The organism is Asanoa ishikariensis, from assembly GCF_900107455.1.
Classification (GTDB): domain Bacteria; phylum Actinomycetota; class Actinomycetes; order Mycobacteriales; family Micromonosporaceae; genus Asanoa; species Asanoa ishikariensis.
Genome location: NZ_FNQB01000005.1, coordinates 95033 through 112396, shown reverse-complemented (window position 1 = coordinate 112396; position 17364 = coordinate 95033). Strand labels below are relative to the sequence as shown.

Genomic DNA, 17364 nt, shown 5'->3' with positions numbered 1-17364 from the left:
GATGGATGCGGGAGAGCTCGAGCCGTATCGCCGTGAGCTGACGGCGCACTGCTACCGCATGCTCGGCTCGGCCGAAGAGGCGCAGGACGTGGTGCAGGAGACCTTCCTGCGGGCCTGGCGGGCCGCTGAGCGCTTCGAGGGACGGGCGTCCGTGCGGGTCTGGCTCTATCGCATCGCCACCAACGCCTGCCTGACCGCGCTGGGGCAGCGGGCCCGCCGCCCGCTGCCCTCCGGCCTCGGCGCGCCCGCCGACGACCCGACCACACCCGGCACGGTCGACCTCGACGTGCCGTGGCTCCAGCCCTTCGCCGACGACCCGGCCGACACGGTGGTGCGGCACGAGAGCCTGCGCCTGGCGCTGGTGGCGAGCCTGCAGTTGCTGCCGCCCCGACAGCGGGCGGTGCTGCTGATGCGCGAGGTGCTGGAGTTCCCCGCGACCGAGGTGGCGTCCATGTTGGACATGTCGGTGCCGGCGGTGAAGAGCAGCCTGCAACGGGCCCGGGCCCGCCTGGACGCGGCGCGCGGCGAGCCACTGTCCGACCCGGACTCGCCGGAGGCGTTGGCACAGCTCGACGCGTACCTGGCCGCGTTCGTCAACAGCGACCTGCGCGCGCTGGAAGCGGCGCTGCGCAAGGACGCCACGCTCGAGGTCGTACCCTCGCGCACCTGGTTCGCGGGCAAGGCCGTCTGCGTGCCCTATCTGGCCTCGGTGCTCGGCGAGCCCGGCGAGTGGGCGATGTTCCCGGTGACCGCCAACGACCAGCCGGCCGTGGTGGTCTACCGCGCCGGCGCCGCCTTCGGCGTGGTGCTGCTGTCACCGACTCCGACGGGCCTGCGCGGCATCGTCCTGTTCACCGGGGCCGACCACGTCGCCCGCTTCGGCTATCCGGCCGTGCTGCGGACGACACCGGCTTAACCGCCCTCGGTCTGGCGGATCTGGCCCGCGATGTTGTCCGGTGAGAGGTTCGCGTTCGCGAACGCGGCGGTACGCGGCAGGCTGAGGTGAAGCTCGGTCTCGGTGGCCACCCGCACCTCGCCCTCGACCAGGGTGAAGTCGAGGTCGTGGCCGCCGTGGTCGCGGTCGGCGGTGAGGAAGTGCAGGTGGTAGCCCGGCACCGAGATGCCCTGCTCGTAGGCCGGCGAGCGGAACCCGGCCAGGTCACCGTCGACGTCGCGGAAGGTCGTGACCGCCTGCCCTTCGGTGGCCTTGGTCAGCGGCGGGTACGGCGGCTTCTGCTCCATCACCGTGCGGGTCTCGACCGCGTCGAAGTGGCCGGTGACGTGGACGGCGGCGGTCAGGTTGGTGGTGGGCAACGCCCGGTCGATGCGGTCGAGCAGGTCCTTGCGGTCGATCGGATCGGTGACCCGCAGCGTGGTCTCCGGCCGGAACCAGGTGACGGTGGCGAACGGGGTCAGGTCGGTGGGCTCCGCGACCCGCGCGCTGCCGTCGGCCCGCAGGTGGTGGCAGGTCCCGCCGAGGACGACCATCTCGCCGTCGAGGTGGTTGAAGGTGCCGAGCCCGAAGTTGCCGTGCCGGAGCAGTTCGGCGATCGTCACGTCGCCGTCGTAGAGCCCGTCGAGCAGCGCACCCATGGTCGATGTCTGGTAGATCTCGTCGGCGTGCCCGTCGTGGATCATCGCGCGACCCCACGCCCGGAACCGGCCGTATGCTTCGCTGTCCATGGTCAGATCAGTACTTCCTCGTGCAGCTGTGCGGCGATGTCGCCGCTGTGTGAATAGTCGACGGGAACGTCGATGATGGACACTCCCTCTTCGGCGAGGGCCCGCCGCAACGTCGGCGCGAACTCGTCGGGCCCGTCCAGGCGATAGCCGTGCGCACCGAAGGCGGCCGCGTACGCGGTGATGTCGTAGTCCCCGAGCTCGACGCCGGACTCGCGGCCGAACGTGAGCACCTGTTGGAACTTCACCATGTCGTAGCTGTTGTCGCGCATGATGACGTGCGTGAGCTTGCTGCCCAGGCGGGCCGCGGTCTCCAGCTCCATCGCGCTGTAGAGGAAGCCGCCGTCACCGGAGACCGACACGACCTGTGTGTCCGGCCGCACCAGCTTGGCGGCGATCGCCCACGGCAGGCCAACGCCCAACGTCTGCTGGCCGTTGCTGAACAGCAGGTGCCGCGGCTCGTACACCCGGAAGTGGCGGGCCATGTGGATGTAGTTCGTGCCCATGTCGACCGCGACGATCGCGTCGTCGTCGAGGTGCTCGCGGAGCTGGAGCACGAGCCACGCCGGGTTGACGCCGCCGGGGCCACGTGACGGGCTGCCCGCCGACCGGTCGATCGCGGCCAGCGCCTCGCCCTGCCGGGCGATCTCGGCCTCGAACTCGATGGAGAGCTCCAGGCCGTCGAGCTGGCGGGCCAACGCGTGGACCGTGGCGTCGACGTCGCCGCGCAGCTCGACCGCCGGGCGGTAATGGTTGTCGATGTCCGCGGGGACCACGTCGATGTGCACGATCGTGCGTTCGACGTCGGTGTTCCACAGGCGCGGGTCGTACTCGACCGGGTCGTACCCGATGGTCACCAGCACGTCGGCGTTGGCCACGACGGCGTCGCCGGGCTGGTTCTTGAACAGCCCGATCCGCCCGACGTAGCGGGACTCCAGCTCCCGCGAGACCACGCCGGCGGCCTGGAACGTCTCCACGACCGGCAGTTGGGTGGCCGCGACCAGTTCGCGGACCGCCTGGCAGGCAGCCGGGTCGGCGCCGCGCACCCCGACCAGCAGCACCGGCCGCCGGGCCGCCTGGATCAGCTCAGCCGCCCGCGCGATGTCGCTTGCGGGCGCGGGTCCGAGGGCGCTCGGCGGTGCGGGCGTGAGCGTGCCGGCGGCGCTCGGCGCGGCCATCAGGTCGTCCGGCAGCACCAGCGCGGCGGCGCCCCGACGGTCGCTGACGGCGGCGCGGAAGGCGTTCGCGAGCGCCTCCGGCACGGTGTCCGGGTCGGTGATCTCCTCCGTGAACTTGGTGACGTTCTCCAGCAGGCCGGCCGCGTTCATCGACTGGTGCGTGCGCTTGAGCCGATCGGTGAGCGGCACCTCGCCGCACAGGGCCAACACCGGGTCGCCCTCGGTGTTGGCCGTGACCAGACCCGTCGCGAGGTTGGTGGTGCCCGGTCCGGAGGTCACCAGCACGACGCCGGGCGTGCCGGTCAGCCGCCCGACGGCGCCGGCCATGAACGCGGCGTTCTGCTCGTGCCGGCACACCACGAGCTCCGGACCACCGTCGTTGAGGGCGTCGTACGTCTGGTCGATCTTGGCACCCGGCACCCCGAAGATGTACGGGACGCCCTGCGCCGCCAGGCCCTCGACGAGCCGGTCGGCGGTGCGGACGGGTCGGGCGTGCGGCTGGGTCATCGGAGCACCTCCGGTTGGCCGCTCCGACTCACCTTTGGGCACCGAACACCGCGCGTGTCCGGCTCGGCCGGAGGGTTCCCGCAGCGCTTACCCGGTCAAGCCCTACCGACACCCCCGGCAGGGGAGGTCCCGGTGGCCCACGCCCTGACCTTCTGCCGGAAGTCCTGCTCCACCTCGTCGGGCGGCAGCCAGGCGATGCCGTGCACCTCGTCGGCCCGCATCCGGGTGGCCGGCTCGGTGACCGTGGTGAACAGGTAGCGGACGTCGAAGTGGTGGTGCGCGGCTTCGGACCGGGCCGGGTTGGCGGCGATCGCGTGCACGCCGACGTCGCACGGCGTCTCGTCGGCCAGGGTCAGCAGGTGCGACGGAATCCCGGTCTCCTCCTCGACCTCACGGCGGGCCGCGCCGAGCAGCGTCGTGTCGCCGGGCTCGAGGTGCCCGCCGGGCTGGAGCCACCTGTTGAAGACGTTGTGCCGGATGTGCAGCATGCGACCGGCCGGATCGAGCACGACGGCGGACGCGGTCACATGGCCGGGCACGAAGGTCTTTCGCGAGACGATGTCGGGTCCGGCTTTGGCGGCCAGCGCTCCGGTCAGCGGTGCGAGCCGGTCGGCCTCGGTCGGATTCCTGGCCAGGTAGCCGGCGACCACCTCGGCGACGTGCGCATGGGACATCACCACGGGATCGTACGTGCGGCTCCGGCCGGCAGCAGGCATTGGAGGCCACGGCCCGTCCTGCGGCCGGCCGGCTCGGCGTCGAAGGCCACCGACCCGCCCTCGGCGTCGCCCGGCAGCGGCGACTTGTCTGTCACCCGCCGGCCATCATCAGGAAGCATCGACGGCCGCGCCACCGCCGTCAAGAGTGCTGGTGGGCCGTGGAGGCGCGGGGCACGAGGCTCGGTTCGAAGCGCAGGTGCTGGGCCGCGACCCGGGTGCCGTTCTCGCGTTCCACGATCGCCTCCAGCAGCAGGCGGGCCGCGTGCCGGCCGAGGTCGGCGCGGGGCGCCCGCACGGAGGTCAGCGGGACGGCCGCCGCGGCGGCGAACTCCATGTCGTCGTAGCCGACGATGGCCACCTCCTCGGGCACCCGGACGCCGTGCGCGAGCAACCCTTGCAGGAGCCCGATGGCGACCAGGTCGTTGGCGGCGAAGACGCCCGTGGGCCGGCTCGCGGGATGCATCGCCAGGAGGTCGTCGGCGGCGGCGCGGCCGGAGCGCAGGGTCAGGTCGGCGGTCGGGATCGACAGGAACAAGGTGGCGCCGTCGGACACCCGGCGGATCGCCTCGTACGCGCCGTCCCGGCGGTCCTCGATCTGCGCCAGCGTGGCCGGCCCACCGACGACCGCGATCCGTCGGTGGCCCCGCGCGAGCAGGTGCTCGGCCGCGATCCGGCCGCCGGCCACGTCGTCCACGGCGACGTTCGAGTGGGTGCGCTCCAGATGCCGGTCGAGGAAGACGATCGGGATGCCGAGCCGGTCGAACGCGTCGGCCCGCGGCGGCGCCAGGTTGGTCGGGTTCCACAGCAGTCCGCGTACCCGCTGCTGCTGGAACATTTCCAGGTAGCGCTGCTCCCGGCCGAGCAGCCCGCCGCTGCCCGCGAGCATGACCACGAGCCCGGCGGCGGCCACCTCGTCTTCGACACCGCGTACGACATCGGTCAGATAGGGGTTGGCCACGTCGAGCACCAGCATGGCGACCGTCCGGCTGGACCCGGCGCGGAGCTGGCGGGCCGACTCGCTGCGCACGAAGCCGAGCTTGGAGATGACGGCGCTCACCCGACGCCGGGTCGGCAGGGCGACCAGATGCGGCCGGTTGAGCACATTGGACACAGTGCCGACCGAGACGCCGGCGGCCGCCGCCACGTCCTTGATCCGCACACCGCCGGGTAGCTCAGTCATAGGTGTGACCAGGGTGCCACAGCCAGCGATCGATGCGGCATCCACCGCCCGGCGGGCGCTTGTGGCCATCGTCACGCGTCTCCATTACGTGCCCGTGACATCGCGTGGATGGGTCGCGGACACGCGGCTGCCACCGTCTGACCCGTGGAAACGCCCTCGCCTCGCCTCGCCTCGCGCACCGGAGCCCGTGCCGTCTGGGTCTCGTCGTGGGCTTCGCACGTCCCGTCACAACGAGTGGCGTGGGCGGATACGGCCAAGGGTGTCTGCATCATCCTGGTCGTCGCGTGGCACGTGATCGTCAAGGACTACCTGCTGGTCGACTGGCACATCGGCCTGCCCCTGCCGGGTGTGTGGGGGACGCTGGGCGAGCAGTTGCTGCCGCTGCGGATGCCGCTGTTCTTCACCATCTCCGGCGTCTTCGCGACCAGCGCTCTCGCGCGGCCGTGGCGGGTGGTCGCCCGTGGGCGGATCGCCAAGTTCCTCTACCTCTACACGGTGTGGCTGCTCGTACACACCGCGGTCCTGGCCCTCGTGCCTTCCTTTCCGACCGAGCGGGCTCACTCGCCCCTGGGTCTGTTGTCGCAGCTGACCATCACACCGTCGAACCTCTGGTACCTGTACGCCCTGGCCCTCTACTTCGCGTTCGCCAAGGCCGTGCGGCGGCTGCCGGTGGCGGCGGTGCTGGTGCCCGCGGCCGTGTTGTCCGCCGGCGTTGGCTTCTTGCCCACCCCGGGCGACCGCGGTGGCTTCTACCAGAACCTGGTGTTCTTCCTGGCCGGCCTGTACTTCCGGCCACGGATCGAGCGGCTGGCGGCGACCGCGACCCGGCGCCGGCTGTGGCTGACCGGCGCGGTGTACGCGGTCGCCCTCGCCCTGATGGCGGCCCTCGGCGCGGAGGAGTGGTTCGGGGTGTGGCTCGTGGTGTCCGCGGTGGCGGTGGTGTTCGGGGTAACCGCGGCCGCCCGCTTGGCCGTCGCCCGGCCCTCGCTGAGCGCCCGGCTGGCCCGGCTGGGCCGGATCACGCTGCCGATCTACGTGATCCACATGCCGGTGCTCGCCCTGCTGCACGGCCTGCTGGTCGGGCCGGTGTCCGCCCTCGGCGGCGGAGCCCAGTTGGTGGTCGCCGTCGGCTACCCGGCGGTGCTGACCGCCGTGGTGATCGGGCTGAGCCTCGGTATCCATCGTGGACTGATTGCTGTTCGTGCCCGCTGGTTGTTCGACCTGCCCTCTCGACGCTTAGGAGCTTCCGCATGATCCTGATCTCCGACCCGCGGGTCGCCGCCGTGCCGGTACACGACACCGGCGAGGCTATGGTCGACCTGCGCACCGTGGACGAGCTCCGGGTGGACGACCGGCTGGCCGATCCGGCTGGCGCGTACGCGCACATGCGTGAGGGCGCGGTGTCGCGCCTCCTCGCGGCGCAACGGTCGCTGCCGGCCGGGCTGCGGTTGCTGGTCGTCGAGGCTTACCGGCCGTTGAGCCTGCAGCGGTCGTACTTCAACGACTATCAGTCCGAATTGCGGGCGCTGTATCCCGGGTGGGACGAGGAGCGGGTGTACGTCGAGGCGAGCAAGTACGTGTCGCCGCCGTCGGTGGCGCCGCACAGCACCGGTGGCACTGTGGACCTGACGTTGGTCGGGCCGGACGGGCGTGAGCTCGACATGGGTACGGCCGTCAACGACAGCCCAGTCGCCAGTGGGAACGCCTGTTTCACGGCTGCTGCGCACATCTCGGCCCTGGCCCGCCGCAACCGGTACGTGCTGGGGACGGCGTTGCGGTTGGCCGGCTTCGCGAACTACCCGACTGAGTGGTGGCACTGGTCGTACGGCGACCGCTACTGGGCCCTAGGCACCGGCGCCAGCCAAACCCGCTACGGCCCGATCGACCTGAGCTGAGCCGGTCCAGCGCCAGCCAGACTCGCTACGGCCCGATCGACCTGGGCTGAGCCGGTCCGGCGCCAGCCAGACTCGCCACGGCCCAGCCACCTGGGCTGAGCCGGTCCGGCGCCAGCCGGACCCGCCACTGACCGATCGACCCGGGCCGGGCTGGCCAGCCGCCGGGTCGCGGCGTCGGCCAAAAGAACTGGTCAGCGGTTGTCCGACGCGACCATCAGGCGGATCTGGGCGTCGGCCCAGGCCGTCGGTAGTCGTTCCGGTGATCCGCAGGCTCCGGCCACGGCCGCCAGCGCCTGGCCGCAGCGGGCCAGGCCGGTGTCGGTGAGGGTGGCCGCCGCAGTGCGCAGCCGCTCCGGATAGGTCGGCGGTAGGTGGTGCCCGCCGCGGTGTGCCACCTCCGCGAGCAGGCCGAGTGCGTCGTCGAGCGCCCGGCCGATCTCGTCGCTGTCCTCCGCGTCGCCATCAGCGGCCAGCGGCCCGCCGGCGGTCGCCAGGTCCGGCACCACGACCGTTTCGCCCGCGACGATCGCGAGCGGGCTGATGACCAGGCCACCCCGACCACGGCGGACCACACCGGCGAGGAAGCGCGCCCGCGGCAGGGCCTCCGCGACCGCGTCCAGCGCACCCGGGCTGGCGGAGCGATGGACCGCGGACACCGTCGCCGTGCCGCCGGCCGCGTCGGCGACGACCGCGTCGAGTCGCTGGTCGCCCGGGGCGTAGCGGACGGATCTGACCTCGGCGACGGGTACGACGCGGACCGCCTCGGCGTCGACCCGAGGCCGGATCAGCCGCGGTGGTAGTCGGTCGAGCTCGGCGGTGAGCGCGGCCAGGTCGGGGGCGAGGATGCCGGGTGGCAGGTCGCCCCACTCCCCCGCCGAGCCCAGCACGCTGTTGCGGGACAGCCGCCCGGCCGGCAGGCGGACCCGGCGGCTCGCGGTGCGTACCGCCGACTCGCTGACCAGGTTGCCACCGGCCAGGGCGGCGATCGTGGTGCCCGCGACCCGGCGTGACCCGGCGGCCGGGCCGTCCGCGTGCGTCCAACGGTGGCGCAGGGTCAGCACGGTGGCGGTCGCCGGGTCGGCCAGGAAGATGTCGGCGGTGTGCTCCAGGCCGGCCGAGCTGATCCGGCAACCGAGGCCGGTCAGCCGCACCCTGCGTAGCTGCGTCTCCGCGGCTTCCTCGGTGCCCAGGACTCGTGCACCCTTCGCGGCGGCCCGGCGCCGAGCGTGCAACTCGGCCAGCAGTTCCGCGAGCTGCTCCGGGCGGTAGCGGGCGCTGCGCTCGGCGTACGCGGTGAGCTGGTCCGCGATGTCCTCGAGCGCGAGCAACGGCCAGCGCAACCGGGCGCCGTCGAGCCCCTTGGCCACCGCCGCGACGGCGGGCAGCAGCGGCGTGGCGTGCGCGGCGCCGTCGAGCAGGAGGTCGTCGGCCAGGGCGACGGCGTCGTCCAGCGCGCCGAGCGGGCCGGTGCTGCCGCTGCCGACGTCGACCTGTTGCCGGGCGGCCGCCGGATCCTGCTCGTCGGCGACCCGGAACGCCCAGACGGCCAGCGCGACGGTGTGGTCCGTCCCGCCATGCGCGGCGTCGCTGTGCACGTAGCCGAGGTCGTGCGGCACCAGGAACCGGACCGTGCAGGCCGGCAGGTCGACGCGCGGCGCGTGGTCGGTGGCCGTCGGACGGTGGACCTGGGCCTGGTAGCCGGCGCGGGCGATCCGTCGGGCCGCGGCGAACGCGCGCTTCCCGATCGCGGCTGCGAGGTCGGCGTCGGTGAAGGTGCCGGGCGACCACGCGGTCGCGGGCTCCGCGGGCTCCACGGTGGGTGGGTCGGCCTGGTAGGCGAGGATCGACGCGAGGGCGTGGCGGCAGGTGGTGGTCGCGCCGCAGGTGCAAAAGGCGGCGACGAGGCCACCGGGTGGCAGCGTCGTGCGTACCCCGTCGGAGAAGTCGGCATGCACGGACCCGTCGGGGTCCGTCCGGATCGTCGGCCGGTCACCGGACTCGACGGCGCGGCTGGCCCGCTTGACCAGGCCGCGGTTGGTCAGTGCGGCCAGCGCGTCGGTGGTCAGCGCGAGCAGGTCGGCCCTCATCGGCCCACCTTCTCGGCGACGAACTCGGCCAGGTGCGCGGGGGTCATCGCGCCGACGTGGGCGCCGGCGTCGGCGAGGAGTTGCGCGGTCTGCCGGTCGTACGACGGATTGGCCTCCTCGTCGAGGGCGGCCAGCCCGAGCACGTGCGTGCCCTGTTCGACCAGCCCGCGGACCGCGCGCACCAGCCCGCCCGGCGCACCGCCCTCGTAGAAGTCGGTGACCACGGCGACGATCGCCCGGCGCGGGTTGTCGACCAGCCCGGCGCCGTAGCGGACCGCGCGGGCGATGTCGGTGCCGCCGCCGAGCTGGACCTTCATCAAAAGCTCGACCGGGTCGTCGACGTCGGCGGTCAGGTCGACCACCTCGGTATCGAACGCGACCAGGTGCGTGCGGATGCCGGGCAGCCCCCAGAGACACGCGGCGGTGACGGCGGAGTGGATGACCGAGTCGACCATCGAGCCGGACTGGTCGACCAGCAGGATGAACTGCCAGGGCTCGAGCTGCCGCCGCGTACGCCCGAAGAAGTGCACGTCCTCGACCAGCAACCGGCGCTGGTCCGGCTGATAGTTGCCCAGATTCGCGCGGATCGTCCGGCGCATGTCGAGGTTGCGGGCCTGCCGGAACCGGCTCGGGCGACGCGACCGGGCGCCGGTGAACGACTGCCGCACGCTGACCGCGAGCCGGTCGACGAGGTCCTGCACGACGGTACGGACGATCCGCCGGGCCAGTGCGAGCACCGCGGGGTTCATCAGGTGTTTGGTGCGCAGCACGGCCTTGAGCAGCGTGGCGTTGGGCTCGATCCGGCCGAGCACCTCGGGGTCGGTGAGCACGTCAGGGATCTGGTAGCGCTCGACCGCGTCGCGTTCGAGGCGTTCCACCGTCTCCTTCGGGAAGAGCCGGTTGACCTGATCGAGCCAGTCCATCGTGGTCAGTTGAGACGCGCCGTCGCCGCCGGACCGGCGCCGGACGTCGCGCCGGTCCAGGTCCTCGTCGCGGCCGTAGAGCCAGTCGAGCGCGGCGTCCCGCCCCGCCGCGGTCGTGCTCATCGGCTGACCGGCCAGGCAGGCGTCGGCGGCTTCGCCAAGGATCAGCCGCCAGCGTTCGAGGTCTGGGGCGGTCACGGCGCCACGAGTCTTTCCGTGCGGAGCAGTTCGTCTACATAGGAGTCCAGCTCGATCGCCCGGGCGCGCCGCACCGGGTCGGCCCGCAGGCGCAGCAGCGCGCGGCCGTCCTCCACGATCCCCCGCCGGGCCAGCACCGCCTCGGCCAGCCGCTGCCGCTCGCGGGGCGGGAAGTAGGCGAACGCCTGGCGCAGCGCGGGCAGGGCGATCAGGAAGTCGCCGTCGGTCATCGCGCCGACCAGCCCGTCGAGCACGTCGAGGAGCCCGCCGTCGGCGGTCGCCTCGTCCCGGGCGACGCTGAACAGCCCGGCCAGCCAGTCGCCGAGCACACCCGGTGCCGCCGCGCCTCGCACGGCCCGGGCGGGGTCGCCGCCGCCGCCCAGCGACCAGCCGAACCCGAACGCGGCGCCGCGCAGGTCGGGAGGTGCCGCCGCGTCGGCCGCGATCCGCGCCATGACGGCGAGCCCGGCTGCGCGGTCGATGTCGAGCGCCTCCGCGGCGTGCCGCAGCCCGTCGCGGATCGCCACGACGGCCCTCAGCCGGGCGAGGTCGGCCGGTGCGGGTCCACCATGCACTCCCTCGGCCAGCCACAGTCCGCGGGTCACGCCGCCGTGGATGACTTCGCCGAGCTGTTCGCTGCGGGCGGCGCCGAACAACCGGTCGTGCCGCCACAGCCCGAGCGCGACCGCCAGCACCCCGCCGAGCTGAGCGAGGTCGGTGATGCCGCCGACCGCCCGGCGCAGCGAGGCGACGATCTCTCCTGTGACGGCCGCGACGCCGCACAGCGCGGCGTCGAAGAGCACGTCGGCGACAACGTCAGCTCGGCCGCCCGCGTCGGCGGCCCGTTCGAGCAGGGCCGCGGCAGCGGCGTCGGCGAGCGTGGCGCCGTGCCCGCCGGCCTCGATCAGCGCGACCAACCGGTTCGGGTCGTCGGCGAGCCGCCACTGTTCGGTCAGCGCCGGGTCGACGCCCGGCTTCGGCCCGCTGATGCGTTGGTATCCGGGCACCCCCAACACCCGCAGCCGGTGCAACGCCCGGCTGCGCTCCCGGTCCGCACCGTCGGTCAGGTCCAGCGTCCTTGCCCCGGCCACGTCGAGCCCGAGTCGGGTCAGCTCGGCGGTCACGGCCCCGACCAGCGGGGGTTGCGGCGTGTCCGGGTGCAGCGCGCCGACCCGGTCGCCGGCGAGGGCCGCGACCATCTCCACGACCACGGGGTGCGTGCCGACGGCGAGCCGGCCGCGGTGCGCCCACGGCAGCGGCGCCTCCATCGCCTCGCCGACCAGGGCCGAGACCAGACCGTCGAGCACGTCGGCGCGCGCCGGGTAGGCGTGGCCGCGCACCCGGGCGAGCCCTTCGGCCATCGTGCGGGCCGCGATGAGGTCGGCGGTGGAGGCGGGCTGACCGCGCCGACGCAGCCGGGTGACCACGGTCTCGGCGAGCCCGCGCCCGGCCGCTTCCGGCCCGTCGTCCCAGACGCGCTGGTAGAACTCGGGCGACGGCATCCCGGACTGGTAGCCGTGGAAGGCATCCAGCCGCTTGAACGCATACGGGACGAGATAACTCGACCCGACCGCCCCCGGCGGCGGCGCCGGCACCGCAGGCCACGACCAGACCGCCCCGCCTGGAGGCGTCGACACCTCAGGCACCGACCCGACCGCTCCGCCCTGAGCCGCCGGCACCTCAGACACCGACCAGGCCGCCCCGCCCGGAGCCGCCGGCACCTCAGCCGCCGACCCGACCGCCTTGGGCGGGGGCGCCGGCACTTCGGGCGTGGCCGCATTGCGTTCGCAGGCTTCGACCGGCGGTTTCAACGCAGGGCGGTGGCAGCCACGCGGAGCCGCCGGCACCTCAGGCACCGACCCCACCGCCCCGGGCGGGGGCGCCAGCATCGCGGGCCTGGCCGCGGCGCTGTCGTCCGTGGCGAGCAGGCGTTCCAGCGCCGGACGGTGGAAGCCGCCGCACACGACGAGCACCGGGCCCTCGTCGCGGGCCGCTGCGGCGCGGATCCAGGTCGCCATGTAGGCCTCGCGCTCCAGGTCGGCGGCGCCGGCCGCGGAGTCGCCGCGCAGGGTCTCGAAGTAGACCGACAGGCGGTCGGCCAGGCCCTCGGCGGGTGCGGCCTCGACGAGGTGGTCCCAGAGCGTGTCGGCGTTGTCCATCCCGAACGCCGCGCATAGTCGCTCCGTCGCCCGCAGGTAGCGCTCCTCCGCGTCGGCGTAGCGGTTCTCCCTGGTCGCGAACGCCGGGTGCCAGGCCGGCAGGTCGATGAACCGGACCTCGGCACCGCTCGCGCGGCCCTGGGTCACGGCGACCCATTCCGGCGAGTAGCCGCAGAACGGGCTCCAGGAGGCGTGCGTCCGCTCGCCGTCGCGGTAGGAGGTGAAGATCGCGACCGGCAGTGTGTGCCCGAGCAGCAGCTCGTCCATCCGGTCGTTGACGTCGGCCGGGCCTTCGATCAGCACGTAGGCCGGACGCAGCGTCTCTATCGTCGCGGCGACCAGTCCGGCGCAGGCGGGGCTGTGGTGGCGGACGCCGACGACGGTGACAGGCGCGGCCATCAGCCCGGCAGCAGGTGCCGGGCAGCGTGCAGTGCCTGCCACTGCTCGCCCGCGTGCCCCCGCGCCTGCTGCTCCAGGTAGCGGCGCAACCGCGCCAGGTCGTCGGCGTTGTCCTTGGCCGCCGTGCCGGCCAGGCAGGCGACCACGTCGGCGGCCTGGCCGGCCTCGCCGCGCAGGAACCAGCCTCGTAGCCCGACCGCGTGTGCGACCGAGACCGCTTCGGCGGTGCTCATCACCGACGACAGGCGTTCCATCGTGTCGCCGCGTTCGGTGACGCCGCCGCGTAGCTCGCGGAACGTGGTGACGAGCACCTCCAGCACGTCGCGGCGGGGCGGCACCCGGACGCCCGAGCGTGCCAGGAGCTCGGATGCCTGCGCCTCGACCAGGTCGAGCTCGGTGGCCAGGTCGGGGATCGGGAACACGGTCTCGAAGTTGAAGCGCCGCTTGAGCGCCGCACTCATCTCGTTGACCCCGCGGTCACGGGTGTTGGCGGTGGCGATGACGGTGAACCCGTCGCGGGCGAAGACCAGCCCGTCGTCGCCGCTGAGCTCCGGGACCGCCAGCATCCGGTCGGACAGCGGTGACAGGAGCGAGTCCTGCACCTCCAGCGGGCAGCGGGTGATCTCCTCGAACCGCACCACGCGGCCCTCCGCCATGCCCCGCAACAGTGGCGCGGCGACCAGCGACCGGGTCGACGGCCCTTCGGCGACCAGCAGCGCGTAGTTCCACGAGTAGCGGATCTGGTCCTCGGTCGTGGCGGCACCACCCTGGATGACCAATGTGGAGTCACCGCTGACCGCGGCCGCCAGCAGCTCGGAGAGCAGCGACTTGGCGGTGCCGGGCTCGCCGACCAGCAGCAGGCCGCGGCTGGTGGCCAGGGTGACCAGCGCCCGGTCGATCAGCGACGCGTCACCGACGAACTTGCGGCTGATGCCGGCGTCGGGGTCGCCGACGATGAATGTGCGGGCGGCTCGCAGGCTCAACGCCCAGCCTGGTGGGCGTTCCCCGTCGTCGGTCTCCCGCAGCCGGACCAGCTCGTCGGCGTAGCGGACCTCGGCCGGCGGCCGCTGCACCGCGTCGCGCCTGGTCTCGGTGGTCATCGGGACAGCACCTCGCTCAGGTCGCGGAGCATCTCGGACACGGTCACCGCGTCGAGAGTGTCGAAGGTTTCGGTGAGGTCGGGCCGTCGCCAGTCCCCATGGGGGCGGGTGTTGATCCAGACGGCGGTGATTGTCTGCTCTTCGAGGATGTCGGGTGCGCCGACGGCGATGCCGGGGTCGAGGTCGAGCACGATCGCCCGGCGGTCAGGCGTGGCGCGCCAGAACCAGCCCTGGACGCCGCCGTCCTGTGGCTCGCCCCGGCGCCAGCCACGGCGTTCGAGGCCGAGCAGGGTCGTGCTCGGCACCGTCTCGTCGGCGAAGCGGGTCAGCGCGGTCGCCGCGCGTTCGGCGTCGCTGAGGGCGAGGACCGGGCGGCCGAGCTGTGGGAAGGGCTGGAGGATCGCGTAGTCGGCGAAGATCTCCGACCAGGTCGCCGCCGCCTCGGCGCCGAGGTGCAGCGGGTGGGCCACGCGGACTTTGGCGTCCGCCGGCAGCTCCCAGGTGTCGTCGTCGACGTCGGCGTAGCTGCGGTCCTCGGCCACCCGGAACGCGACCGGTGCGCCGTCGCCGACCTGCGCGACCCAGACCAGGCGGCGGACGATGTGCCAGAGCAGCGGGTGCCGCACGAACAGGTCGCGGAACTCTTCCGCCGACCAGAGTCGCTGGCCGACCATCGCCGCCTCCAGCCGTCGGATCTGGTCTGCGGCGAGGGTGCGGACGTCTTTCTTCAGGCCGGCGAAGCGCTGGTGTGCCACGGGTGCGAGCGCGGGTTCGTCGCGGATGCCGGGCTTGGGCAGGTCCTTGCGGCGGGCACCCGACTCGTCGACCACGTAGGGCTTGAGCTGCTCGTCGAAACCGACCACGAACTTGCGGGGGCCGTAGTCGAGGGTCAGCGAGCCGTTGTCGTCGAGCCCGAGGTCGGGCACGAGCCGGTCGGCGAGCTGATCGGCGGTGAGCCCGAGCCCGTCCGCCACCTCGGCGATCTTCTCGCCCGCCCGGTCCTTGAGCCCCTTGAACTTGGCCTTCTGCGCGATGCCGTGCAGGTGGGTCAGCGCGAGGTCGGAGCCGATCTCGGCGAGCACGTCGAGCCCGGTCAGCGCCTTGGTGTGGCCGCCCTCGCCCGGCCAGGCACGGATCACCGGCGACAGGCGGCGGACCGTTTCGTCGTCGCCGATCCAGCGCAGCGCGTGCAGCGGCCAGGCCTCCTTCGGCGGCGCGCCGACCGCCTGCCACGCCTTGAACAGCGACCAGGCGAACTCGGCCAGCGAGCCTCGGTCGCACACCTCGCGGACGATGGGAACGCCCGCGTAGACGTCGCCGGGCTTGGAGATGGCGAGCATGGTGCACAGGTGCCGCGCCGCCTCGGGGCTCAGGGCGGCCGACCGGTCGGCGAGCAGGATCCGCGGCAACAGGTTGGGCTCGGCCCAGACCGGTAGCTGCGGGATGCGCGCCGGCAGGAGCTCGAGCGCGTCGGCGCCGAGCAGTTCCTCGACGCCGGCCCGGGCGGCCGGACCGTAGTCGTCGGCGGCCGCGAGCACGGCGTCGCGGTGCCTGGCCGCGATCTGCCGGAGTGCTCCCTCGGCGGCCCGCCGGGCCGGGCCGGGCTTGCCCAGTGCGGCCGGGGTCAGGGCCCGGGCGGCATAGGCGGGGTGCCGGTCGAGCCAGGCGATCGCGTGCGGGCGCAACGACTTGAGCCGGGCCAGCGCCTCGGCCATCCGCTCTGCGACTTCGGCGCTGGCGAACGGCATCAACAAGTCTGTGCAGCTCGCTGGCAGCGCCTTGGCCACGTGCATGGTCGCCGGCAGGGCGGTGACACCGTGCGTGGCGATGATCGTCGGCATCCACTCGTCGGCGTCCCAGGCCCGCTCGGGTCGCCAGTCGGGAAGGAGCGTCGACACCTCGTCACGCGGCCCGGTGACCATCAGCGTCACGTGGTGGCGCTCCTCGAGCCGTCCGGCACGACAGAGTTCGATCGCGCGCTCCATCGGGATGTCGAGCTTCCACCAGGCCAGGCGGCGTACGGTAGTAGCCGCCCACTCCTCCTGCTCGCCTGGCTCCCACGTGATCACGGGATCCCCCGTGAAGACCAGCCCGGTCAGAACGGTCGGCTTGGCCGCCCTCCGCTTGACCGTCCAGGGTGGAGTGACCAGGACGGGCGGCAGCGCCTCGGGTAGCGCGTCCGGCGTGGTGGACCGCTCGGCGAGGATGGCCTCGACCCGGGCTCGAGCGGCGGGCGGCAGCGTGGGTAGCTCGCTTTCGGCCAGCTCCTGGTTGGTCAGGACGTGGACCCGGAGCTGGTCTGCCGCAGCCCTGGTGCCCGCGTCCGCGAGCATGCGGAGGGCCCGGCGCGGGAACTGACGGGCCGCCGTCATGGCGGCGGCCGGCACATATCTGTCGTTGAGTCGGGCGACCAGGGCAGCGAACGCGTCGTCGGTGGGGAACTGCGCGACCAGGCCCACCAGCCGTTGCAGCCCCTCGGCACCGACCGTGTCGTGGTCGAACCAGGCGAGCAGTTGCGGCAGGATGGCCGGCCCGACCCCGTCGACCGCGGTGGACAACAGGTCGGTGCCGTTGACGATGCCCCAAGTGTGCATCGCGGAGGCGATCAGCGTGGCCTGGTCGTTCGTCGCCGCCGAGCACCACAGCAGTTGGGGGCCAAATCCGTGCCCGGTCGCGCTGAATTCCACGCAGTCGGCGTCGACCCAGAGTTGTTGTGTCGGCACCAGAAACGAGCTCGCCGCTCGCGCCTCCGCCGAGTCGCCGCGTAGCCCGGCGAGTGTGTCGATCGCCGCGGCGTAGTCGTCGTCGCTGGCCACCGCAAGGTAGGCCCGCACCCGGCCGGCGATCGCCAACCAGTGCGGGAAGAAGCTCCAGTAGCCGCTGTTCGTGCGGAACGCTAGTCGCGGGTCGAACGATCGCCCGTTGCTCCAATAGCCGCCTAGCTCCATCCGGGCCATGACCAGCGCGGCCCGGGCGGCGAACACCACGCCGTGCCGCGCCACCCAGTCGTCGGCGAGCTTGCCGACCCGGTCGGGCTCGCTGCGGCCGACATGGGCACTGACCAGCGCGGCCACCACGGCCGCCCCCTCCGGCGAGCCGGATGCGGGATCGGCCAGGTAAGCCTCACCCGCGGCGATCAGTCGCGGATCGCTGTGGGCGTTGACGAACCGAGCATCCATTGTGGCCTTTGCCGCACGCACCAGCTCGTCGGCCTTGGCCAGGTCGGCGGTCAGGGCTGGCCCGGGCGTGCCGCCGCGGCGTGGATAGAAATGCCGACGCCACGCGACCGGCAGCGTGAACGGCCCGTCCTCGCCCACTATGTGCTCCTGCCCGACCGACAAC

At 73.1% G+C, this 17364-nt stretch carries 13 protein-coding genes; 3 read left to right on the top strand and 10 right to left on the bottom strand.

Features of this window, described 5'->3' with window-relative positions:
• Position 1: 1 nt before the first annotated feature.
• Positions 2–916, top strand: a complete 915-nt coding sequence (locus BLV39_RS37445; RefSeq protein WP_090803151.1) for an RNA polymerase subunit sigma-70 — start codon at positions 2–4, stop codon at positions 914–916.
• Here the strand turns inward: BLV39_RS37445 and budA are convergent.
• From budA to BLV39_RS37425, 5 genes are all read right to left on the bottom strand, one after another.
• Positions 913–1683, bottom strand: coding sequence for an acetolactate decarboxylase (gene budA, locus BLV39_RS37440; RefSeq protein WP_090803147.1), 771 nt, complete (start codon positions 1681–1683; stop codon positions 913–915). The two genes, BLV39_RS37445 and budA, sit on opposite strands and share 4 nt — an antisense overlap.
• Positions 1684–1685: 2 nt before the next feature.
• Positions 1686–3365 carry an acetolactate synthase AlsS gene (gene alsS / locus BLV39_RS37435; RefSeq protein ID WP_090803145.1) on the bottom strand — a complete coding sequence of 560 codons (1680 nt, stop codon included), beginning with the start codon at positions 3363–3365 and terminating at the stop codon, positions 1686–1688.
• A 95-nt stretch (positions 3366–3460) separates the two neighbouring features.
• Positions 3461–4039: an NUDIX hydrolase gene (locus BLV39_RS37430; protein WP_239084055.1), complete on the bottom strand. Its 579-nt coding sequence runs from the start codon at positions 4037–4039 to the stop codon at positions 3461–3463.
• On the bottom strand, positions 4039–4176 hold the full coding sequence (locus tag BLV39_RS43385; protein WP_176985286.1) for a cupin domain-containing protein: 138 nt from the start codon (positions 4174–4176) through the stop codon (positions 4039–4041). Before BLV39_RS43385 ends, BLV39_RS37430 begins: the two co-directional genes overlap by 1 nt.
• Before the next feature lie 44 nt (positions 4177–4220).
• Positions 4221–5261: a LacI family DNA-binding transcriptional regulator gene (locus tag BLV39_RS37425; protein ID WP_090803140.1), complete on the bottom strand. Its 1041-nt coding sequence runs from the start codon at positions 5259–5261 to the stop codon at positions 4221–4223.
• A 234-nt stretch (positions 5262–5495) separates the two neighbouring features.
• Here BLV39_RS37425 and BLV39_RS37420 point away from each other — a divergent pair, with 234 nt between their 5' ends.
• On the top strand, positions 5496–6515 hold the full coding sequence (locus BLV39_RS37420; protein WP_239084018.1) for an acyltransferase family protein: 1020 nt from the start codon (positions 5496–5498) through the stop codon (positions 6513–6515).
• Entirely contained in the window at positions 6512–7156 is a 645-nt protein-coding gene (locus tag BLV39_RS37415; RefSeq protein WP_090803135.1) for a M15 family metallopeptidase, read from the top strand. The genes BLV39_RS37420 and BLV39_RS37415 overlap by 4 nt, the downstream gene beginning before the upstream one ends.
• A 191-nt stretch (positions 7157–7347) precedes the next feature.
• Here the strand turns inward: BLV39_RS37415 and BLV39_RS37410 are convergent, their stop codons facing one another.
• From BLV39_RS37410 to BLV39_RS37390, 5 genes are read right to left on the bottom strand one after another with little or no spacing between them, the layout of a single operon-like run.
• Positions 7348–9243, bottom strand: a complete 1896-nt coding sequence (locus BLV39_RS37410) for a hypothetical protein (RefSeq protein ID WP_090803132.1) — start codon at positions 9241–9243, stop codon at positions 7348–7350.
• Complete coding sequence (locus BLV39_RS37405) at positions 9240–10364, bottom strand: VWA domain-containing protein (RefSeq protein WP_090803129.1); 1125 nt, start codon at positions 10362–10364, stop codon at positions 9240–9242. Before BLV39_RS37405 ends, BLV39_RS37410 begins: the two co-directional genes overlap by 4 nt.
• Positions 10361–12922 carry a DUF5682 family protein gene (locus BLV39_RS44550; RefSeq protein ID WP_090803127.1) on the bottom strand — a complete coding sequence of 854 codons (2562 nt, stop codon included), beginning with the start codon at positions 12920–12922 and terminating at the stop codon, positions 10361–10363. The genes BLV39_RS37405 and BLV39_RS44550 overlap by 4 nt, the downstream gene beginning before the upstream one ends.
• Positions 12922–14022, bottom strand: a complete 1101-nt coding sequence (locus tag BLV39_RS37395; RefSeq protein ID WP_090803124.1) for an AAA family ATPase — start codon at positions 14020–14022, stop codon at positions 12922–12924. Before BLV39_RS37395 ends, BLV39_RS44550 begins: the two co-directional genes overlap by 1 nt.
• Positions 14019–17363 (bottom strand): DUF4132 domain-containing protein, encoded by a 3345-nt coding sequence (locus BLV39_RS37390; RefSeq protein ID WP_176985285.1) that lies wholly within the window; start codon positions 17361–17363, stop codon positions 14019–14021. The genes BLV39_RS37395 and BLV39_RS37390 overlap by 4 nt, the downstream gene beginning before the upstream one ends.
• Between the last annotated feature and the right edge of the window lies 1 nt (position 17364).